The organism is Salinicola avicenniae (assembly GCF_023736115.1).
Classification (GTDB): Bacteria; Pseudomonadota; Gammaproteobacteria; order Pseudomonadales; family Halomonadaceae; genus Salinicola; species Salinicola avicenniae.
Window position 1 is genome coordinate 153344 of record NZ_JAKQZC010000004.1, and the last position, 21325, is coordinate 174668.

The following is a 21325-nucleotide window of genomic DNA, read 5'->3' on the forward strand; positions in this document are numbered from 1 at the left end:
ATATCGCGAGCCAGTTCTCGCGCTTCCATCGCGAACGCGTGTTTTGATCCGCCACAGCAGAGACGTGCCATGTCCTTCAATTCTCCTCAGGAAACGGCCCTTCAGGTCGTTTCCGCCGGCTACAAGAAAACCCAGACGCCCCTCGTACCGCTCCTTGTCCTGGGCTTTCTCGCTGGCGCCTTCATCGCCACCGGCTTTCTTCTCGACATCCGCGTGACCGGCACCATGCCGGCAGAGTGGGGCGGGCTTCGCACCTTCATCGGCGCATCCGTCTTTCCGATCGGTCTGGTCTTGACGCTGATCGCCGGCGGCGAGCTGTTGACCGGCAACATGATGACGCTGCCGATGGCGCTGTTTTCGCGTCAGATCGGCGTCGCCGCCCTGATCAAGAACTGGGTGCTGGTGACGATCTCCAACTTCGTCGGCAGTGTTGCCGTGGCCTACTTCTTCGGTCACTACCTCGGCCTCACCGAGGGCAACTTCCTGGCCACGACCGTCACGATCGCTCAGCACAAGGTGGCCGCCGACTTCGGTCACGCCTTCGTGTCGGCGATCGGCTGCAACTGGCTGGTCTGCCTGGCGGTCTGGCTCGGCTTCGCGAGCAAGGACGTGGCCGGCAAGATCTTCGGCATCTGGTTCCCGGTCATGGCGTTCGTGGCGATCGGTTTTCAGCACGTGGTCGCCAACATGTTCGTGGTCCCGGCCGCGATCTTCGCCGGCGGCGTGACCTGGGCCGAGTACTTGCCCAATTTCGTCGCCGTCTTCCTCGGCAACGCCGTGGGTGGCGCACTCTTCGTCGGTCTGGCGTACCATCTCGCCTATCGTCCGGCGACAGCGGCGGCCGCTGTCGCGCAGGCTCAGGCGTCGCAGGGTGAGGCCAGCGTGGCGGCGAGCCGGGTTCGGCAGGCCGAGACGGCTTGATCGGCCGGTCAAGCCGCGCCATCTTTCCAGACACTAGGTAATAGACGACGATGATCGGCACCTCGCGGATCGCGAGTGACGACGGTCATCGTCTTTGACGTATTCGGGAGTCAGCATGTCTCAGTCAACGCAGGAATCGGGCCAGACCAACGCGTGGCCGGTCTCCGAACAGGATCCTAAGGTTTACGAATATCATAATCCCGCCGGTGGCTGGGGCGCGCTGAAGTCGGTCGGTAAGCATCTGCTGCACAGCAAGGCGGCCGGCATCAATGCGCGTTCGCTGTTCAAGCTCAACCAGCCCGACGGTTTCGACTGCCCCGGCTGTGCCTGGGGCGATCCGGAGCACGGCTCGTCGTTCGAATTCTGCGAGAACGGCGTCAAGGCCGTGACCTGGGAGCTGACGGCGAAGCGCGTGACGCGCGACTTCTTCGCCAAGCACAGCGTCAGCGAGCTCAAGACCTGGGACGATTATCGTCTCGAGGACCAGGGCCGGCTGGTCGAGCCGATGCGCTATAACGCCGAGACCGATCACTACGAGCCGATCGGCTGGGATGCGGCGCTGGACCTGATCGCAGCCGAGCTCAAGGCACTGCCGTCGCCGGATGACGGCATCTTCTACACCTCCGGCAAGGCCGGTAACGAATCCGCCTACGTCTTTCAGCTGCTGGCGCGCTTCTTCGGCACCAACAACCTGCCGGACTGCTCCAACATGTGTCACGAGGCGAGCGGTGTGGCGCTCAATGCGGCACTGGGTATCGGCAAGGGCAGCGCGCGGCTGGAGGATTTCGAGAAGGCGGAGGCGATCTTCGTCTTTGGCCAGAACCCCGGCACCAACCATCCGCGCATGCTCGGCGTGCTGCGTGAAGCGGCCGAGCGCGGCGCGACCATCGTTACCTTCAATACCCTGAAGGAGCGCGGTCTCGAGAAGTTCGCCGATCCGCAGAAAGCGCTCGAGATGATGCACAACGGTAGCCATCGCATCAGCAGCCACTACTTCCGCCCCAAGCTGGGCGGCGACATGGCGGTGGTGCGGGGCATGGCAAAGGCGCTGTTCGCCCGCGACGCGGCCGGCGAAGACGTGCTCGACTATGCGTTCATGGCCAAGCACACGGTGCACATGGACGCCTACCGCGCGCGCGTCGAAGCGACCGACTGGGCAACGCTGGAAGCGCAATCCGGCTTGAGCCGCGACGAGATGGAGCAGGCCGCCGAGCTGTACGCGCGCTCCAAGGCGACCATCGCCTGCTGGGCCATGGGCATCACCCAGCACAAGCACTCGGTGCCGACCGTACGCGAGATCGTCAACCTGCTGATGATGCGCGGCAACCTGGGCAAGCCGGGCGCCGGCACCTCGCCGGTGCGCGGCCACTCGAATGTCCAGGGCGACCGCACCATGGGCATCTACGAGAAGCCCTCCAAGGCGCTGCTGGATTCGCTCGAGGCCAAGTACGGCCGCGCCATGCCGCGCGAACACGGGGTCGACTCCGTCGCCGCGGTCGAGGCGATGCGCGACCAGCCGGGCAAGGTATTCATCGGGCTGGCCGGGAACTTCACCCGTGCCATTTCCGACAGTGGCGTGACCGAGAAGGCGATGGCCAACTGCCGCCTCACCGCGTTCATCAGCACCAAGCTCAACCGCAGCCACCTGGTGACCGGCGATCAGGCGCTGATCCTGCCGTGCATCGGGCGTGCCGAGATCGATCGCAATGCTGCCGGCAAGTCGCAGCTGATTACGGTCGAGGATTCGATGAGCATGGTTCACGGCTCCGCTGGTATCAACAAGCCGGCGGACAAGTCGCTGCGTTCGGAGATCTCGATCCTCACCGGTATCGCCGAGCGGTTGTTTGCCGACGATTCGCAGGTCGGGAACGAGGTCGACTGGGCGGCGCTGCGTGAGGACTATGACGTCATCCGCGACCATATCGCCGACGTCATTCCCGGTTTCCGCGACTTCAACGAGCGCGTGCGTCAGCCGCGTGGCTTCTGGCTGGTCAACCCGGCCTACGAGCTGCGCTTCCCGACCGCGAGCGGCAAGGCGGAGTTCTCCGACGCTGAGCTGCCGGAGGAGGTGATGCACCAGCGCTTGAGTTCGCGCGACGGGTGGCTGACGCTGCAGACGATGCGTTCGCACGACCAGTACAACACCACGGTGTACGGCTACAACGATCGCTATCGCGGCATCGAGAACGGGCGTCAGGTGATCTTTCTGAACCGTGACGACATCGCGCGTCTCGGCTTCGAGGCGGGTCAGTGGGTCGATCTGGTCGGCGAGTCGGAAGATGGCGTCACGCGCCGCGTCAACGGCTTCAAGATCGTGCCCTACGACACCCCGACCGGCTGTGCCGCGGCCTACTATCCGGAAACCAACCCGCTGATTCCGCTCGATCACAAGGGCGACTTCAGCCACACCCCGGCCTCCAAGTCGATCGCGGTCAAGCTCGAGGCGAGCACCCGGCTTGCCTGATCGGGACGACACCGAGAGCGAAGACCTGCAGCGCCAGCTCGCGGCGCTGCAGGCCTCGCATCCCGATCTTGAACCGCTGGCGGCCCTGGTGCTGCTGGCGGTGCGTCAGTTCGGGGAGGGCCGTGACGCGCGCGGCGTCACGACGTCATTGCTGTCGCGAAAGCTCGGCATCGAGCACGCGCTGGTTCGTCGCGCCGCGGCGGATCTCGAAGCGGCCGGTTTCGTTGCCGCCGTGCCCGCCGGCGGCGCCAGCCCGGCACTGCGCCTGACGCTGGTCGTTCCGGCCTAGCCGCGCGCCTCTCTCGCGTCACCGCGTCACCGCTGTTCCATCACCTCTCCAACGCTATTCCGACACCTCTCCACCGCTTTCCCGTTGCCGTTTTCCCGTTACCGCTTTACCGCGAACTCGGTACGTCCGTGGCTTCGGTCGTCGCTAAAGGTCGGCGCTAGCCGCCGAAGCTGAAACGTCGCTCCAGGCGTTCGAACGTCAGATCGGTGACGATCGCCAGTAAGCCCACCAGCAGGGCGCCCTGGGTCACGTAGGCCAGATTGTTGCCGACCAGCCCGGCGATCAGCGGCGTGCCGAGGCTCTTGGCGCCGACGGTGGAACCGATCGTGGCGGTGCCGATGTTGATGATCACCGAGACGCGGATGCCGGCGATGATCACGCGCATGGCCAGCGGCAGCTCCACTCGGCGCAGGATCTGCCAGCGGCTCATGCCGTTGCCGCGCGCCGCCTCGAGTGTGGCCTGGGGCACGGTGCCAAGCCCAGCGATGGTGTTCTGCACTACCGGCAGCAGACCGTAGAGCGACAGGGCGATGATCGTCGGCGCGAAGCCGAAGCCGGCCAGCGGCACGGCGATGGCGAGTACCGCCGCGGGTGGAAAGGTCTGGCCAATGGCTGCCAGCGAGGAGACCATCGGTTCGAACTCGCGCCCCGCCGGGCGCGTGACGAACAGCCCCGCAATGATGCCGACCGTCACCGAGATCAGCGACGACACCAGGACCAGGCCGATATGCGCCAGCATCAGGTTGAGAAAGCTGTCGCGGGCGTAGAGCGGGTTGCCGAGATCCGGAAACAGTGCCCGGAAAAGCGGTTCGAGCTGTGCCATGCCGAGCGTCAGGGCGATCAGCAGCAAGGTCATGAAGGGGAGCACGACACGGCCGCTGGCGCGTTGTCGCCAGCCTTGCCGGTTCGAGGTGGCAGGCGTCACGCGTTGTCTCCCGTGGCCGGAGGGGCGGCGAGCCCCATGATGCCGGCCATGCCGATTTCGGCCACCAGCCGGCCATCAGCGTCGACCACCGGCAGCACTGTGACGCGATACCAGACCATGCGCGATAGCGCTTCCTTCATGCTCATGTCCGCGGTGGCCGTCCAGGCGGGCGTGACCTCGGTCACGCGTTGCGCGTCGTCTAGCCGGGCGCCGGCCAGCGCGAGCGGGCGACCGTCGGCGTCGCACTGCCAGCGGTGGCTGGTGGCGGAGAGCGCGTCGTCGCCCGCGCCTTCGGCGCCGAGCTGCGGCGGGCGCTGATACTGATGCACCCAGCGCCGCGAGAGCAGCTTGAGGCCGAGATCGGCCTCGCCGATGAATTCGCGCACGAAATCGTTGGCAGGCTCGACCATCAGTTCGATGGGGCGGTCGTACTGCACCAGTCGCCCGCGATCGAGCAGCGCGATGCGGGTGGCGAGCTTGAGGGCCTCATCCATGTCGTGCGTGACGAAGACGATCGTCTTGCCGGTCTGCCGATGGACGCGTCGCATCTCCGCCTGCAGCACCTCCCGGGTGAGCGGGTCGACCGCGCCGAAGGGTTCGTCCATCAACAGCACTTCCGGATCGGCAGCCAGTGCACGGGCGACGCCGACGCGCTGCGCCTGGCCGCCGGAGAGCTGATGCGGGTACTTGTCGCGGAACTCGGCAGGCTCGAGATGGAACAGCGTCATCAGTTCGTCGACGCGGTCGTCGATGCGCGATTTGGGCCACTTGAGCAGCTGCGGCACCGTGGCGATGTTTTGTGCCACGCGCCAGTGGGGGAAGAGACCGGTGGACTGGATGGCGTAGCCGATCCGGCGGCGCAGCTGTTCGACGGGCAGGGTGGCGATATCCTCGCCGTTGAGCAGAATGCGGCCGCCGCTGAGCGGAATGAGTCGATTGATCATCTTCAGCGTGGTCGACTTGCCGCAGCCGGAGGGGCCAATCAGGACGCCGAATTCTCCGCTGTCGAGCGTCAACGAAATCTCGTCGACAACGCGCTTGCCGGCGTAGGTCTTGGTCAGTCCCTGAAGTTCAATCATCAAAGGCTCCTGGTCATCGGGCGCCCGGGGGTTGGCTAAGACTCACCAGCAGTTGCAGCAGGAAGTCGGCGATCACGGCGAGCACGATGGTCGGGATCGCGCCCAGCAGTACCAGGTCGATGGCGTACTGGCCGAGCCCCTGAAAAATGAAGGCACCGAAGCCGCCCGCCCCGATCAGGGCGGCCACCACCACTAGCCCGATCGCCTGCACCGTCACGATACGCAGGCCGGAAAGAATGACCGGTAGCGCCAATGGCAGCTCCACGCGCCACAGGATCTGCCGCGCAGTCATGCCCATGCCACGTGCCGCTTCACGCGTGGCAGGTGGGACGCCGGCTAGCCCGGTATAGGTGTTGCGCACGATCGGCAGCAGCGAGTAGATCACCAGCGCGATGATCGCCGGCGCTACGCCGATACCGCCTACGCCCAGTGCTCCCAGCCAGGGCACGGCGTTGCCCAGCGCCGCGAGCGGCGCGATCAGCAGACCGAATACGGCGATCGAGGGCAGTGTCTGGAACACGTTGAGCACGCTGAACAGGACATTGCGCGCCCGCGTCTGGCGGTGTACCAGGAGCCCCAGCGGCAGGCCGATCAGCAGTGCCGGCAGCAGTGCGCCGAACACCAGCTGCAAATGGCGGATCAGCTGGTCGATGAAGTTGCCGTGCTGATTGGCGAACTCGCGCATGATCGACAGCGGCGACAGCAGATCGCTGGCGAAACAGGCGACGATGATCGCCAGCCCGACGCCGAGATAGCCGGCTCGTGCGGCGGCGCCAAGGCGCAGACGCTGCCAGGCATCGATCGCGATCAGTGCCGCGACCAGTAGCAGCACCCAGAAGGTGGCCCCTTGAGAGACGCGCGCGGCAGGCGAGGCGTCGGCCAGAGCACGATGGGCATAGTCGCCGAGCGCGAAGAGATCGAGCGCCAGCAGGACCGGCGGGACGCACAGTGCCAGGCTGCTGGCGGCCCGCGGCCCGAAAGGACGAGAGAGGGCCGCCACCAGCAGCATGGCGAGCAGCAGCAGCAAGGCGGCGAGCTGCCACCCGACGAGCGCCTGCCAGACCATGACCGACTGGCCTGAGACCAGACGGTTGGGGGCCATGGCGGCGAAGGGCAATAGCGCCAGGCTGGCGAGCGCGGCGAGCGTCAGCGTCAGCAGGACGCGGTTGCCGATCACGCCGGGGCGATCGGTAGCGACGGCGGTTTCATGCATGGACGACTCAGTCGAGCAGCCCCTGCTCGACCAGATAGTCGTGAGCGACCTGATCCGCAGGCAGACCATCGACCTGAATGCGACCGTTCAGCGTCTGCAGCGTCTCCCGATCGAGTGATTCGAATACGGGCGCAAGCAGATCCGCGATCTCCGGGTGGGCGTCGAGCGTGGCCTGACGCACGACCGGTGCCGGTGCGTAGACCATCTGCACGCCCTGCGGGTCATCCATGACCTGCAGCCCGGCCGCGGCAATCGCGCCATCGGTGCCGTAGACCATCGCTGCGTTGGTGCCGCTGGTGCCTTCCGCCGCCGCGCGAATGGTCGCGGCGGTGTTGCCGCCCGAGAGGACCAGCAGCTGGTCTTCGTTCAGCGTGAAGTCATAGGCGCGCTGAAAGCTCGGCAGTGCCGCGTCGCTCTCCACGAACTCCGCCGAGGCGGCCAGCTTGACCTCGCCGCCGTCGCTCACCCACTCGCCGAAATCGGCCATGCTGGCGAGGTCGTTGTCTTCCGCCACGTCCTGACGCAGAGCGATCGCCCAGGTGTTGTTGGCCGGCGCCGGCGTCAGCCAGACAAGGCCATTGGCCTGGTCGGCGTCGCGAATGCTGGCGTAGCCCTCGTCGGCATCCTTCCACGCCGGATCGTCGGCGGTATCGGTGAAGAACGCGCCATTGCCGGTATATTCCGGATAGAGGTCGATGTCGCCGGAGAGCAGGGCCTGACGCACGATATTGGTCGGTCCGAGCTGCAGCCGACTATCGACGTCGAGGCCGGCATTCTCTAGGACGTCGACGATCATGTTGCCGAGCAGCGAACCTTCGGTGTCGATCTTGGAGGCGACGCGGATCGGGTCCTCGTGGCTCTGGGCACCAGCCTGGCCGGCGGCACCCAGGGTGAGCGTGACGGCGGCAAGCGAAGCGATGAGAGAGTGGCGCATGCGAGCGTTCCTTGGCGACGGTTCCTGTTGATGATTCACGCGCGTGGGCACGCTGCGTGCGGTGGCCGGCCCTGTCCCGGGCTTCGGCGATGGGCAGCTCCCGACCTCCGAGACAGTCGGATTGACGCCCCCGAAGCGGCGGATTCAGGCCTCGAAGAGACGCGTGCCTGCCCTGAGTCTAGCGGCCGGTCGGCCGGGCGGCCAGCCGGTGTCGAGACGCGTGCAAACTGCTAGTCTTGCAGACACCGACAGATCATCGAACAAGGAGAGTGGAATGAAGATTCACGGAGCGGCATGGCTCGTGGCCGGTCTGATGCTGGCGGGCTGCAGTACGGCGCCGAAGCCCGACGATGCGCCGAAACCGCCCGATGTGCAGTCGGTGCCCGAGGACCCCTGCGGGGCGCAGGCGGTCGGCAGTCTGGAGGGCGAAACCTTGACCGACACGCTGCAGCAGACGATCGCCCATCGCTCTCGCGCGGCGACGCTTCGCGTGATGGAGCCGGGCAAGGCGTACACCATGGACTACCAAGCGGAACGCCTGAATATTCGTCTCGACGACGAGCGTACCATCACTGACCTGTCCTGCGGTTAATCGACTGGCGGGGCCTTTCACGAGAGCCGGCCGTGCCGGCTTTCGTCGTCTCGGGCGCCGTGCGCGTCCAACGGCCTGACAAGGAGTGGCACGCCATGCTACGTACCGAAGTGATCGATGCCGGCACGCTCGTCTGTTTCCCCGCCGGCCTGACCCATGCCGACGGCACGCCGGTCAATGTCGAGGTCTCGGCGGTGGTCTACGACGGCCAGCGGCTGATTCTGGCCAGCGACAAGCCGATTCCCGGCGAGACGCGTTCCGCGGCGTTTGCCGTCGATCTCGTCGACGGGCTGCCGGATCCCGACAGCCTGCGTTATCTCACTGCCGACGCGATCAAGCGGGCCGTGAAATACGAGGATTTCGCGCTGACCGCCGACAACCGTCATGTGCTTGCCACCACCGGCTTCGACCGGATCGACGACGTCAGCCACGACCTCAATGCCTACAACCATCTGCTGATCTGGCCGGTTGGCGAACCGGAACGCGTGCAGGTAGTCGATCCGGACCCGCGCGATGGCGTCGAGGGGTCGCTGGAACTGCGGCGCAAGCTCGACGAGGCGATCGGCTGCCCCTACTACAAGATCGAGGGGCTCGCGGCGGTGCCGGCGCAGCCGGACCGGGCCGGTATCAGCGATGGACTGTTGCTGTTCGGCGTGCGCGAGCAGGGCCAGGATCACGATAATTTCGACTATGTCTGCCGCGTTGTCGGCGCCCATTACCGCGTGACCGAGTCGGGCAATCTCACCTTCGTCGACAAGCTCGAGGAGCGCTACCGTTTCGAACCGGGCGACTATGCCGGGGTGCGCCACGTCTGCGGTCTCTCGAGTCTCGAGTACGACCCGTTCAACGATCGGCTCTACCTAATGGCCAGTTTCGAGGTCGAGGACGAGCATGGCGAACAGATCGGTGGCTATCTCTGGTCGATGTCGCTCGCGGATCTTGCCAGCGGCGCCGCGCCGTCGATCGTCGAGAATGCGCACGGCGAGGTACTGGAGTTCGAACACAAGGCCGAAGGGTTGGCCGTGCTGGACGCGGAACGTCTGTTCGTGGCCTACGACAACGATCGCGATATGTCGCTGGGCTGGATCGACGAACGCGACGAGCGAGAGGCGTGCGAGGCACCGTACACGCTGTTGCGCGTCGTCGGCTGATGGCGTGACGTTGGCTTAGTGTGTCGCCTGCCGTTACCCGCAGACCGGCGGACGACGCGGGCACATCATCGGTCGGCAGCGGCGTTCTGGCAAAGTGGTCTCTGGCAGAGCGGCACTCTGACAAAGTCATTCTTTGGCAAAGTCGTTCTTTGGCAAAACGGCGAACCGGAAAGAAGGTGACAGGCATGCTCAAGGATTCGTCTCGGCGCTATGGCAGTGTCACGCGGGGATTTCACTGGCTGGTAGCGCTGCTGATCGTGCTGCAGTTGACCAGCGTATACGCCAACATGCTGTGGGACGGCAACGCCTTCAGCCAGGCGATCATCACCTGGCACACCAGTATCGGTGTCAGCCTGCTGGCGTTGATGGCGCTGCGCACGCTGTGGGCCCTCTCTCAGCTTCAGCGCCGCCCGGTGCACGACGGGCGGTTGCAGCGGCTGGCGGTCGGCGGCCATGTCGTGATGTACCTGCTGTTGATCCTGATGCCGCTCTCCGGCGTGCTGATGACCTGGGGCATGGGCTACGGCATTCACGCCTTCGGTCAGGTGGTTCTGGCTGGCGCCGATGTGGCCTGGGCGACCGCCATCGGCCAGTTTCACGGCACCATCGCCTGGGTGCTGACGGCGCTGATCGTCGGCCATGTCGCCATGGCGCTGCATCATCACTTTGCGCGTCGCGATGACACCCTGCGACGCATGATCGGCCGGTCGTAGCGGTCGTGTCGTTCCCGCTCGCAGCTTCTCGGCGATGCGAGCGGGAAGCCCCGGCTTACTGGCGCCCGGGTGCGCTAGCGCGTGTCGCCGCGCTGGCTGTCTCGGTGTGCCGCGCTTCCCGCAAGGTATCCAGTGAGGCGCCCGGCGAGGATGCCGCGTCCCGGTCCGGGCTCAGCTCGCTCTTCCAGCGCTGCACCGCGACCTGCTCCTTGAGCAGCTCGATTACGTCGATCATCACCTGCTGGGTCACGCGATCGGTCTTGGCGTCGACGTGCAGCCAGGCATCGATGCCGCTGCCGACCAGCTCCGACAGCAGCGTGTGGAAGCTCGGCGAACGCAGACCGTCGATCGCTTCGTGGACCACGCGGCTGGCGACATCGGTGAGGCTGCGTTCGAGGCTCTCCGCCAGCGCATCGCCCATCGGCAGGCGCCGCAGGCGCTTCAGCTCGGCGTTCTCCTCGACCGTGCGCGAGACCAGCGCCGAGACGTAGCGATGGATCTCGTGGTGGTTCTCGGCGTAGCTCTTGTCCACCGTTCGTTCCAGGCGCCCGGCGATCTCTTCGACCAGGGCCTGCTTGCGCGGCTGGATCACCTCCTGCGAGACCCGCTGGGTGAACTGTTCGCTGTCGCGGATCTCGCTCTGCAGGTCACTGAGCAGGTTGAGCGCCACGCGGTCGGAAATCTCCTCCATCACCACGCCGTAGTAGGTGCGATAGAAGCGATAGAGCGGCCAGCGCGTGATATCGATCACGCCGAGGCGCTGCAGGCGGACCATCAGCGAGATCACGCGCAGGACGCGCAGCAGACGGAAGCCGGCGAGCGGAATGCAGCCGAGCACGTCGTACCAGTGCACGAATGGATAGAAGAACCACCGCGTGTAGCGGCGCTGCGCGATCGCGATGGCCCAGCCGAGCAGCACGTCGAGCAGGAAGATCGCGACGAAGCCGAGATCGATTTCGACGAAGTGCTCGCGGATATGCGTCTGGTAGGCGGCGTGGGCCCGCGGCAGAACGGCTTCGAAAGCGTCGTTCAGCGGGCCGACCAGATAGAGGCTATCGAACAGCAGTAGCGCGAGGTTGATCGCGACCAGCGCGATGATCGCCAGATCCCATACCACCAGCAGCCGTTCACTGAGATAACCGATGGGGCGTTGGCGTGCCTGTATCTTGGACATCGAACGTCCTTGTTCGTGGGCGAGGCGAGATCGCGTCAGTCGTGGGAGGCGGCCGGGTAGGCCTTGAGATGCTCAGCCGAGGCGTTGCGCTCCTCCTCGGCCTCCTGCTTGCGAATCTTCTTGCGCAGCGCGGCCTTCTCGAAGCGTAGCTTCTGCAGCGGGGTCTTCAATTCCAGCGAGGGCACTGAGACCGGCTTGCCGTTACCGTCGACGGCGACCATGGTCAGGTAGCAGCTGTTGGTGTGGCGAATCACGCGGTCCTGGATGGACTCGGCCAGCACCTTGATGCCAACTTCCATCGAGGAGCGGCCGACATGGTTGATCATGGCCAGGAAGGTGACCAGTTCGCCGACGTGAATCGGCTGCTTGAACAGCACGCGGTCGACCGAGAGGGTCACCACGTAGCTGCCGGCATAGCGACTGGCGCAGGCGTAGGCGACCTCGTCGAGCTTCTTCAGGATGGCCCCCCCGTGCACCTTGCCACTGAAGTTGGCCATGTCGGGGGTCATGAGTACGGTCATCGACAGCTCATGCTGCCGGGGAAGGTCATCGGGCGTCACGGTTTTCCTCGGGGCGCGTCGTCAGGAGCGGAGGGTTGTCGCTATCGGCTAGCGTTACCGATCGTCGTCATCGGTTGCCATTGTCGATTGCCATTATCGATTGCCACTACCAATTGTCGATCGACGCGGCGGTCGAGCCGCCGGTCGGCAACAGATGTAACACGTTTGCCCGCGACTGCCCATGTATCGCAGCGATAGCCAACGCCCGCTTGACGCCCTACAGCACGCTCAGGCCCACGCCAATCACCACCCCGGTGACGACCAGCTGAATCAGGCAGAACCCCATGATGTCCTTGGCATTGAGCCCGGCGATGGCGAGCACCGGCAGCGCCCAGAAGGGCTGCAGCAGATTGGTCCAGGCGTCGCCCCAGGCCACGCCCATCGCGACTCGCGAGAGATCCGCGCCGAGTGCTTCCGCCGCCGGCAGCATCACCGGTGCCTGTACTGCCCACTGGCCGCCGCCGGAGGGTACGAACAGGTTGACCACGCCGGCACTGATAAAGGACCAGAACGGCAGGCTGTCGGCACTGGCGATCGCGACGAACATCTCCGAAAGCGACTGGGCCAGGCCGGACTGGATCATGATGCCCATGATGCCGGCATAGAAGGGGAACTGGATGACGATGCCGGCTCCGCCGCGAATCGCTTCGTTGAGGCTCGCCAGCAGGCTGCGCGGCGTGCGGTGCAGCACGATGGCGAGCATCAGGAACAGGAAATTGACGCTGTTGAGGTTGAGACCGCCGCCGGCGAAGGCGAAATAGTGAAGCAGGTAGAGCAGCCCCGGCACCCCGACCAGCCATGACAGCAAGGTGCTGTTCTCGAGCCGGTCGGCAGGCCGGTCGTGGCGGTTGCTTGCCTCGGTTTGGGTCTCGGCCAGCTGTTCGCGGCCGACGAAGACACTTTCGGATTCCGGCGGCAGCATCCAGCGATTGATCAATGGCATGATCACGAACAGCGCCGCGACAATGATCAGGTTGTAGCCGGCGAAGACGGTCTGTGAGGTGGGCACGATTCCGATCTGGGCTTCACTGAAGTGCCCCGGGGTGGCAATGGTCAGGGGAATCGACCCCGCCAGCCCGCCGTGCCAGACCACGAAGCCGGAATAGGCACTGGCGATCAGCAGACGATAGTCGACCCGTACCTGTCGGGCCAGCGCCTTGGCGAAGAGGGCGCCGATTACCAGGCCGAAGCCCCAGTTGATCCAGCTGGCGGCGAGCGACACCAGCGTCACCAGCATGATGGCCCGGGCCGGGGTTCGCGCCAACGCGGCGAGGCGATCCAGCAGGCGACGGATCGGCGGCGAGTTGGCCAGCATGAAGCCGGTGACCAGCACCAGCAGCATCTGCATCGAGAATGACAAGAGCCCCCAGAAGCCGTCTCCCCAGTAGCGCATGACCGCCAGCGGCGACTGCTGCTCGAGCCCCATGGCGGCGAGGGCTGCAATCAGCGTCAGCAGCAGCACGAAGATATAGGGATCGGGCAGATAGCGCTCGACCAGCTTGACCGCCGGGCGGGAAAGACGCTGCAGCATCGGTTCGGCTCCTGTCGCGAGAGAGGCGGGGAGAAAACGTACGCCGCCGCGTCCCCTCGCGACGACGCGGCGTTAGCGCGAGCCTAGCGCATGCCTGGTGTCGCGATGAGTCAACCTTGGTCGAGTGTTGCGTATCGCGTATCGGAGCGGTCAAGCGTTGTCAGCGGACCAGCGCGTGCGCCGGTAGCGCAGATAGCAGACGCCGAGCGAGGCCGAGCGGACCAGCGTGAAGCAGAGGAAGGCGAACCAGAGCCCGTGATTGCCAAAGTCCTGCGTCAACCACCAGACCGGCAGATAGACGGCGATTGCCAGCCAGACGGTGTCGCGCATCGCCCGGCTTTCGGTGGCACCGATAAAGACGCCGTCGAGCAGGTAGCTCCAGACCGCCAGCGCCGGCATGGCAATCATCCAGGGCAGATAGTCGGCGGCGGTGGCGCGGACTTCCGGGAGGTTGGTCAGCAGGGCGATCAGGTGTTCGCCGGCACCTGCGAAGAGCAGCATGGCGGCGCCCGCCACCAGCAGCGAGAGTCGGCCCGCTGCGCGCACGGCTGCCGCGAAGTCGTCCCAGGCGCGTTGGCCGACGGCTCGGCCGGTCAACGCTTCGGCAGCGTTGGCGAAGCCGTCCAGCGCATACGAGGTGAGCATGATGAACTGCAGCAGCACGGCGTTGGCGGCGAGTACGGTATCGCCGAAATCCGCGCCTTGGGCAGTGAAGAAGGCCTGGGCGAACAGCAAGCCCAGCGTGCGCACGAAGAGGTGGCGGTTGACCCGGATCAGCGCCGAATAGTTGGCCCAGGCCCGCAGGGCGCGCCGCGACAGCTCGCCGCCGAGACCGCGGCAGTGCACCGCCACCCGCCACAGGCCGAAGGCGAGCGCGCTGTAGTCCGCCAGCAACGACGCCCAGGCCACGCCGTCGCTGGCGAGCCCGAAGCCGACCACGAAGAGCAGGTCGAGCAGAATGTTGACCGCATTGGTCAGCAGCAGAATGGCGAAGGTGATACGCGTTTTCTGCTGGCCGATGAACCAGCCCAGAATGGCGTAGTTGGCGAGCACCGCCGGGGCCGAGAAGATACGGATATGCGCATAGCTCGCGGCCAGCGACATCGCCGCCTCGCTGCCGTCGAGCAGGCGCAGGCCGAGCGCGATCAAGGGTTGCGAGAAGAGAATCAGCAGCAGACCGATGGTGACGGCCATCATCAGCGACTGGGCGAGCAGCAGACGTACATCGCTGTCGTCGTGGCGTCCGACCGCTTGGGAGGTCAGCCCCGTCGTACCCATGCGCAGAAAGCCGAAGCCCCAGTAGAGAAAGCTGAACAGCGTGGCACCGAGCGTGACCGCGGCGAGATAGCGCGAATCCGGCAGGTGGCCGACCACCGCCGTATCGACCAGGCCCAGCAGCGGCACGGTGATATTCGACAGGATGATCGGCCAGGCCAGTGTCCAGACATGGCGGGTGGTGTAGCGGGAGGGCTCTGGCGTGGCCACGGCGTTCCTTGCTGATGGCGATGACACGAAGCCGCAGAATACGCGCAAGCGTCCGGCGACGCGATCCTCCACCGTTGAACTTGGCGCTTGCCTTGGGCTTTTCCTACAGTAAGTAAGGCTGCCATCAAGGCCATAACAATCGCGTTCCGCACGGCAGCGGAATGCAGCGCTTGCCCGGGAAAGGGCGAGCGTCAACCTCAAGGGACAGAACCATGAACGATCCGCGCGCCCTCCGGGCCCCGCGCCGCTGCCATCTGGCGGCGCTCGCGGCCGGGCTGTTCGCCTCGCCCGCCTTCGCCATCACCGCCGTGACCGATATCGATTATCAACAGGCCGGCATCGTCACGCCGAGCACGCCGCACGCACTCTATGAAAGCGACGACGGCCACCTGAGACTCAATGGCGGTCTGACGCTCTACGGCTTCGGCGCCGCGACCGATCACGTCAACTTCGGCTCGGACTCGAGCATCGACGGCGGTGCGCCGACTGGCACCGGACCGGACTGGTGGGAGGCCTCGGCTGTACCCTCCGCGACCGTGGAGTGGGATGTCGCGGGTGGGGGCACCTGGTTTACCGGTATTCAGGGTATCTACTCGATGACACGGGGCAGCGCTTACGGCGATGCCTCCGGCGCCACGCCCGGTCATCCCGAAGAGGCCCGCCTGGACCGGGCCTATCTGGGCTGGCGTAGCGGCGGGCTCTGGGCTGACACTCTGGGCGAGGATGCCTTGACGCTCTCCGCCGGGCGCCAGAAGTTCACCTTCGGCGACGGCTTTCTGATCGGCGACGGCTTTACGGATACCGGCAAGTACGCGGGTTATTACATCGGGCCGAGCGAGGGCTTCAAGAACAGTGTTGTCGCGTCACTCGACAGCCATGGCTGGCATGGCGACCTGTTCCATCTCGAGGCTGACCAGTACGTCAGCGGCGGGCCGGATCAGGAGACCCGCGCCAACGGGGCCAACGTCGACTACACCTGGGGCGAGCGGGCCAAGGTCGGTGGCGCCTACGTGCGCGTCGACGATAGCGATATCGACGGCCGCGACGGCATGGACGTCTACAACCTCCGCGCCAAGGGCCAGCCGTTCGCCGCGGTGCCGGATCTCTCGCTCGGCGGGCAGCTGGTTCACGAGAAAAACCGCGATGAAGGCGTCGACGACAACGGCTGGTACGTGCAGGTGACCTACGACTTCTCCGACGTGCCGTGGACACCGCAGGTCGCCTACCGGCATGCCGAGTTCGGCGAGGATTACGACACGCTCTTCTACGACTTCGCCGGCGGCTGGGGTAACTGGTTCATGGGCGAGATCGTCGGCGAGTACATGCTGTTCAACGCCAATCTCGACGTCGACATGCTGCGCGCCTCGGTGGCACCGCGAGATGACCTGGAAACCGGCGTCATCGCCTATCGTTTCCGGTACCACGACACCGAGGCGGCCGGTGCCAGCGACAGCGACTTTGCCAACGAGTTGAATGTCTACGCCGACTGGTCGATGACCCAAAGGCTGTCGTTGTCGGCGATCTACGCGGTTGCCGATCCGCAGCGTGGCGCCGAGGCGCGCTTCGGCGGCAACGACGATACCGCGCAGCTGTTCGAGCTCTTTGCCACCTACAGCTTCTAGGCAAGGTTTCTACGTGCCGAGGGCTAGGTATGTAAGGCCCAGGTGCAAGGGCTAGATCTAAGGTCTAGGGGCTGCCGGCAACGCGCCTGGCGGTCGGCCGTCGGCAGGATTGGCCATCATGACAACGCCATCGCCGCCCCGGGCGGGAGATCGGGGCGGCGATGGAGTCGATACGAGATGGCGTCGATACGGGATGATGTCACGTACTAGCGGTCGCGCTCGTGCTTGAGGCGCTTGATAAGACGGGCGTTACGCAGCACCTGAACGACCACGAACAGCGCGAGCGCCCCCATGGTGGCCAGTAGCGCCGCAGGCGGTATCGGCTTGCCCAGCAGCGTGGTGACGATGACGATGAAGCCGACGCTGACCCCCACGATCAGGATCGACCAGGCGTTGAAGCGATACCGCTTGAGAAGGCTCGCTTGGTTCGTCGGGGAGCGATCCTTTCCCGGCATTTCATCCTTCAAGCTCACTCCTCAATCTCGTCCCTTCCGGTGTCTCGCCGGCAGCCTGTCGGACGGAACGGCGCCATGGCCGCGACTCGGTCAGGCAGCGGTGATGATTCGGTACTTCTCCATCAGCTGCGCCTTGCTCTCCTCGCGTTCCGGGTCGAGCGGGATGCAGTCTACCGGACAGACCTGCTGGCACTGCGGCTCGTCGAAGTGACCGACGCATTCGGTGCAGCGGGCGGGATCGATGACATAGATCTCCTCGCCCGGCGAGATGGCGTCGTTCGGACATTCCGGCTCGCAGACATCGCAGTTGATGCATTCATCGGTGATCATCAGGGCCATATCAGTGTCCTCCCGTGCCGTCGCTGGCGAATCGCTGGCGCAAGGCCTCGATCACGCACGGCGCTACGTGTTGTGAAACGTCCCCGCCCAGCCGAGCGATCTCGCGCACGAGGGTCGAGGAAATATAGGAGTTCTCGATCTCCGGCGTCAGAAACAGCGTCTCGACGTCGGGCGCCTGGGCGCGATTCATGTTGGCGAGCTGCATCTCGTACTCGAAGTCGGAAACCGCGCGCAGCCCGCGCAGGATGATGCGGGCGTCGAGACGATCCAGCAGCTCGGTCAGCAGGCCGTCGAAGCCGATCACCTCGACGTTGGGCCAATCGGCCACGACCTCGCGCGCCAGCGCCTCGCGCACCGGCAGCGACAGCGTCGGCTGCTTGCGCGGGCTTTCTGCCACTGCGATCACCACGCGGTCGAAGATGCGCGCCGCGCGCTGGATCAGGTCGCGGTGACCGTTGGTGATCGGATCGAACGTGCCGGGATAGACCACGGTATTCATGCCACAAACCTCTTATCGGGCGCCCGCGTCCGGGCCGCTCCCGAGGATCGGGAAGGGCCCGGCGCTGGCGTCACTCCAGTGTACCGAAAGGATTGTCAGCCTTCAGTGACACCGGCTTGGCGTAGCCGGGGATGCGGATCTCGTCCGCTCCGACTTCCAGCTCGGGGCCTTCGAGCACCCCTTCGCCGAAACGATAGATCACATCGAACTGGCCTGCCGTGGCGCGGCTTTCGTAAGCCTCGGCGTTGGCCTGGGTCTGCTCGCGACGATGACGCCAGTCGTCCACCGCACGCTGGCCGTGACGCTGAACCAGCAGGCGTTCGGTAACGGCGGGCGACAGTACCAGACCGGTGGCGTTGTTGCCGCCGAAGCCCTTGGCGTTGACGAAGGTGCAGTCGGCGTCGAAGGCGAGCGGCTCGCGGAAGAAGTGCAGCCGTTCGGCGTGGACATCGTCGGCGACCGCATCCAGTGTCGGGATCCCCGGGACCCAGCCGTGGGCAAAGGTCCCCAGCGCGCTGGTCAGCTGGTCGCCGGCGGCGCTGCCTTGGGAGTGGCCGATAAAGGCCTTGATCGCAGCCACTGGCCAGTTCTCGATGCCGTTGGCGCGAGCCACCTGATCGAAGATGTGCGATTCGGTGGTGCGGTTCTTGGGCGTGCTGGTGCCGTGGGCGTGCAGGTAGCTGCGGTGGCGGACGCTCTCTTCGCCAAGGATGGCACGGGCCAGCGAGACCGACTTGCCAAGCGTCAGATAGTTGCCGATGCCGGGGGCGGAGATCGAGCGCTTCCAGCCGTCGGCGTTGACGTTCACTTCCGGCACCGCGCCGAGAATCTGCGCGCCGGTCTCCAGAGCCAGGCTGTCATCCATCAGCATCACGAACTGCGAGGCTTCGGCGATGGTGAAGCCGCAGTTGCGTGCGAACGGGCGGCAGGCGCGCTGATAGTCTTCGTCCGTCAGGCGCTCGAGCGCGTCCAGGGCCATCAGGCTGTGGTCGTCCGCGAGGGCGCTCATGGCCCGGAAGCCTTCGATGATCTCCGGCGTGACCGGGGCATCGCTGGTGCCGACCATGACGACCCGGCGACGGCCCTGGCGGATGTCCTCGATACCCAGCCGCAGGTTGTAGAGGAAGGTGGCACAGGCGCCCTGGATCGCGCCGGTGGCGCCGACGCTGCCGAGCACGTAGGCATTGAGGAAGTCCGCGGGCATCTGGCCGTAGCCCAGCGGCATCTGTTTGGAGGTGGTGCGGCTGCCCGTGACGTAGCTTCGCAGCATGCCGCCCCAGCCGGCATCGTCGAGCTGACCGATGGAATTGCCGGCGTAGACCGCGATCGCATCCGGATCGAGGTGGTCGCGCAGGGCGGCCCAGTCCAGGCCGCTCTGGCCGAGACAGTCGCTGACGCCGAAGATCGCCATCGACAGCCCGCGCGGATGATGCACGCTGCGGTAGAACGTATCCGGGGCAAAGCCATTCGGCAGCTGGCCGGCAGCGCGGACCTGCGCCTGGCGACGCTCCGGTATCAGCGCATCCAGCTCCCCCGCCGGGACATCGACCTCGACGGTGTGGCGGTCGATATCGCGCACTTGCCAGCCCGCCGGCAGCGGCTGCGGCAGCTGGCGACGCGAGGTGGTGAAGCGCAGCGGCTCGCCGAGCGTCAGGCTCATGGGGCGGTTGCCCGGGATGCCGTCCGCCTGGAAATCTCCGTTTTCGATCCGCCGTACCAGCGTATGGCGCAGGATCTGCGTGCGGTAGCGCGAGACGATTTCGGCCTCGCTCAGCGCTTCGCCGTCGGCATCGCGCCAGGCACCGCTTTCATCCCGGGTCGCCAGCTGCATCAGGCTGGCCAGGGCGAGCAGGGTCTGTGTCTGCGCCGGCTGCGACAGCACATCGAGAATCGTACGGCGGTAGGCATGATGGCCGGAGGTTCTTCCCGCGGCGTTGACACCGCCCATGCCGACGATCACCGGTAAATGTGACAAGCCACGTCCCTCGTGAATATGGAGGCAATGGGAGCTGGATGACATGGGGATGACGCGACTGCGATGAAAGGGCATCTCCCACCGATGGCGCATCGCCGCCGGCGCTGGTTCGGCGGACGACGTAGACTGCGCATGCCATCGAAGGCCGCATTGCCAGGATTGGCTGAATGTGGGCAGGGATGATACACCTGCGCGCGCGTGCCGTCATGCCAAGCGGCGTTGACCTGGCGGCTGGTCGACGCCGTAGCGTTGGCGGGAATCCTGAAGTGTCCGCTGCTAGAATGCGCTTTTCATTTTACCACCTTCCCTTACTTCTGCCTCGTGACTGCCATGCACTCAGTTTCCCGCGCCATCACTACGACCCAGGAGGGACCGCACGACGATCTCGCCCGCCGCGTGCAGCGCGCGCGCGATAGTGCCTGGCAGCGTCCGCCGGCGGCGCATACCCAGGCCGCCTTCGCCGAGGCCGACACCTGGCTTGCCCAACGACAACAACCGCTGGTACTGGACGCGGGCTGCGGCGTCGGCCTCTCGACCCGGCAGCTGGCCGAGCGCTTCCCGACGCACGCGGTGATCGGGGTCGATCGCAGTGAGGACCGGCTGTCGCGAGATCATGGCGAGCTGCCGGATAACGCCCTGCTGGTACGCGCGGACCTGGTCGACTTCTGGCGTCTCGCGGGAGCCGCCGGCTGGCAACCCGCCCGACATTTCCTGCTCTATCCCAACCCCTATCCGAAGAAGACGCAATTGAAGAAGCGCTGGCATGGCCATCCGGTTTTCCCCGCTCTGGTGGGGCTCGGCGGTACGCTGGAGTTGCGCACCAACTGGGCGATCTACGCGCAGGAGTTCGCACAGGGAGTGCGGTTGCTGACCGGTCTCGACGGGACGCTCTCGCGGCATGACCCGGACGGGGCGTTTCTGACGCCGTTCGAGCGCAAGTATCACCTGAGCGGTCAGGCGCTGTGGCGCTATCGGGTTGAATTGCCGTCTCCACAACCGGGGGGAACGGCATGAGTTATCTGCTGCTGGCCATGGCAATTGCCGCCGAAGTCCTGGCGACTAGCTCGCTCAAGGCGTCTGCCGGTTTCTCGCGGCTGTGGCCGAGTGTCATCGTGGTGCTCGGTTATGGTTTCTCGTTCTACGCGCTGGCGGTGGTGCTCAAGACGTTGCCGGTCGGCATTACCTACGCGATCTGGGCCGGGGCCGGCATCTTGCTGGTGACGCTGATCGGGATTCTGTTCTATGGCGAGAAGCCCGATCTGCCGGCGCTCCTCGGTATGGGGTTGATCGTGGTTGGCGTTATGACCATTCAGCTTTTTTCCCGAATTTCCTCGCACTAGGCATCGCAACGCACGGGATTTCATTGGTACGCTCGATACTTTCGTGTCTCACTCCACTTAGCGA

General features: G+C 65.5%; 21 protein-coding genes. 9 read left to right on the plus strand and 12 right to left on the minus strand.

Annotated features, from left to right (window positions below):
- The first annotated feature begins 69 nt into the window (after positions 1-69).
- The 3 genes from MC381_RS10085 to MC381_RS10095 all read left to right on the plus strand — a co-directional run bounded on the left by MC381_RS10085 (position 70) and on the right by MC381_RS10095 (position 3674).
- The gene (locus tag MC381_RS10085; protein ID WP_251977627.1) at positions 70-921 is read left to right on the plus strand and encodes a formate/nitrite transporter family protein; all 852 of its coding nucleotides are present in this window, start codon (positions 70-72) and stop codon (positions 919-921) included.
- Positions 922-1036: 115 nt separating this feature from the next.
- Positions 1037-3385 (plus strand): FdhF/YdeP family oxidoreductase, encoded by a 2349-nt coding sequence (locus MC381_RS10090; protein WP_251977628.1) that lies wholly within the window; start codon positions 1037-1039, stop codon positions 3383-3385.
- Positions 3378-3674 (plus strand): MarR family transcriptional regulator, encoded by a 297-nt coding sequence (locus MC381_RS10095; protein ID WP_251977629.1) that lies wholly within the window; start codon positions 3378-3380, stop codon positions 3672-3674. The genes MC381_RS10090 and MC381_RS10095 overlap by 8 nt, the downstream gene beginning before the upstream one ends.
- A gap of 157 nt (positions 3675-3831) precedes the next feature.
- Here the strand turns inward: MC381_RS10095 and MC381_RS10100 are convergent, their stop codons facing one another.
- Genes MC381_RS10100 through osmF form a run of 4 tightly spaced genes read right to left on the minus strand, consistent with a single transcriptional unit; the run spans position 3832 to position 7825 of the window.
- Positions 3832-4599, minus strand: a complete 768-nt coding sequence (locus MC381_RS10100) for an ABC transporter permease (protein WP_335342014.1) — start codon at positions 4597-4599, stop codon at positions 3832-3834.
- Complete coding sequence (locus MC381_RS10105; protein ID WP_251977630.1) at positions 4596-5678, minus strand: ABC transporter ATP-binding protein; 1083 nt, start codon at positions 5676-5678, stop codon at positions 4596-4598. The genes MC381_RS10100 and MC381_RS10105 overlap by 4 nt, the downstream gene beginning before the upstream one ends.
- A gap of 13 nt (positions 5679-5691) precedes the next feature.
- Positions 5692-6891: an ABC transporter permease gene (locus MC381_RS10110; protein WP_251977631.1), complete on the minus strand. Its 1200-nt coding sequence runs from the start codon at positions 6889-6891 to the stop codon at positions 5692-5694.
- A gap of 7 nt (positions 6892-6898) precedes the next feature.
- A complete protein-coding gene (gene osmF, locus MC381_RS10115) occupies positions 6899-7825 on the minus strand; it encodes a glycine betaine ABC transporter substrate-binding protein OsmF (RefSeq protein ID WP_251977632.1) in 927 nt (308 codons plus the stop codon).
- A 274-nt stretch (positions 7826-8099) separates the two neighbouring features.
- On the opposite strand from osmF, the gene MC381_RS10120 reads away from it, so the two are divergent.
- The 3 genes from MC381_RS10120 (at position 8100) to MC381_RS10130 (ending at position 10281) form a co-directional block, all read left to right on the plus strand.
- Positions 8100-8417, plus strand: coding sequence for an I78 family peptidase inhibitor (locus MC381_RS10120; protein ID WP_251977633.1), 318 nt, complete (start codon positions 8100-8102; stop codon positions 8415-8417).
- 95 nt (positions 8418-8512) lie between these two features.
- A complete protein-coding gene (locus MC381_RS10125) occupies positions 8513-9568 on the plus strand; it encodes a hypothetical protein (protein ID WP_251977634.1) in 1056 nt (351 codons plus the stop codon).
- Positions 9569-9753: 185 nt separating this feature from the next.
- Entirely contained in the window at positions 9754-10281 is a 528-nt protein-coding gene (locus tag MC381_RS10130; RefSeq protein WP_251977635.1) for a cytochrome b, read from the plus strand.
- A 55-nt stretch (positions 10282-10336) separates the two neighbouring features.
- On the opposite strand, the gene MC381_RS10135 is transcribed toward MC381_RS10130, so the two are convergent.
- The 4 genes from MC381_RS10135 to MC381_RS10150 form a co-directional block, all read right to left on the minus strand.
- On the minus strand, positions 10337-11455 hold the full coding sequence (locus MC381_RS10135) for an ion transporter (protein ID WP_251977636.1): 1119 nt from the start codon (positions 11453-11455) through the stop codon (positions 10337-10339).
- Positions 11456-11490: 35 nt separating this feature from the next.
- Positions 11491-11976: an acyl-CoA thioesterase gene (locus MC381_RS10140; protein ID WP_251977637.1), complete on the minus strand. Its 486-nt coding sequence runs from the start codon at positions 11974-11976 to the stop codon at positions 11491-11493.
- Positions 11977-12232: 256 nt separating this feature from the next.
- Positions 12233-13546, minus strand: a complete 1314-nt coding sequence (locus tag MC381_RS10145) for a short-chain fatty acid transporter (protein ID WP_251977638.1) — start codon at positions 13544-13546, stop codon at positions 12233-12235.
- A gap of 150 nt (positions 13547-13696) precedes the next feature.
- A complete protein-coding gene (locus MC381_RS10150) occupies positions 13697-15031 on the minus strand; it encodes an MATE family efflux transporter (protein WP_251977639.1) in 1335 nt (444 codons plus the stop codon).
- A gap of 212 nt (positions 15032-15243) precedes the next feature.
- On the opposite strand from MC381_RS10150, the gene MC381_RS10155 reads away from it, so the two are divergent.
- Positions 15244-16653 carry an alginate export family protein gene (locus tag MC381_RS10155; protein ID WP_251977640.1) on the plus strand — a complete coding sequence of 470 codons (1410 nt, stop codon included), beginning with the start codon at positions 15244-15246 and terminating at the stop codon, positions 16651-16653.
- A gap of 206 nt (positions 16654-16859) precedes the next feature.
- On the opposite strand, the gene MC381_RS10160 is transcribed toward MC381_RS10155, so the two are convergent.
- The 4 genes from MC381_RS10160 to MC381_RS10175 all read right to left on the minus strand — a co-directional run bounded on the left by MC381_RS10160 (position 16860) and on the right by MC381_RS10175 (position 19894).
- On the minus strand, positions 16860-17120 hold the full coding sequence (locus tag MC381_RS10160; protein ID WP_251977641.1) for a hypothetical protein: 261 nt from the start codon (positions 17118-17120) through the stop codon (positions 16860-16862).
- Between the two features lie 78 nt (positions 17121-17198).
- On the minus strand, positions 17199-17447 hold the full coding sequence (locus MC381_RS10165) for a YfhL family 4Fe-4S dicluster ferredoxin (RefSeq protein ID WP_251977642.1): 249 nt from the start codon (positions 17445-17447) through the stop codon (positions 17199-17201).
- A 1-nt stretch (position 17448) separates the two neighbouring features.
- Complete coding sequence (gene coaD / locus MC381_RS10170; RefSeq protein WP_251977643.1) at positions 17449-17946, minus strand: pantetheine-phosphate adenylyltransferase; 498 nt, start codon at positions 17944-17946, stop codon at positions 17449-17451.
- Between the two features lie 70 nt (positions 17947-18016).
- Positions 18017-19894 carry a beta-ketoacyl synthase gene (locus MC381_RS10175; RefSeq protein WP_251978000.1) on the minus strand — a complete coding sequence of 626 codons (1878 nt, stop codon included), beginning with the start codon at positions 19892-19894 and terminating at the stop codon, positions 18017-18019.
- Between the two features lie 357 nt (positions 19895-20251).
- Here MC381_RS10175 and trmB point away from each other — a divergent pair, with 357 nt between their 5' ends.
- Both trmB and MC381_RS10185 read left to right on the plus strand, forming a co-directional pair.
- Complete coding sequence (gene trmB / locus MC381_RS10180) at positions 20252-20935, plus strand: tRNA (guanine(46)-N(7))-methyltransferase TrmB (RefSeq protein ID WP_251977644.1); 684 nt, start codon at positions 20252-20254, stop codon at positions 20933-20935.
- Positions 20932-21261: a DMT family transporter gene (locus tag MC381_RS10185; RefSeq protein WP_251977645.1), complete on the plus strand. Its 330-nt coding sequence runs from the start codon at positions 20932-20934 to the stop codon at positions 21259-21261. Before trmB ends, MC381_RS10185 begins: the two co-directional genes overlap by 4 nt.
- Positions 21262-21325: the final 64 nt, after the last annotated feature.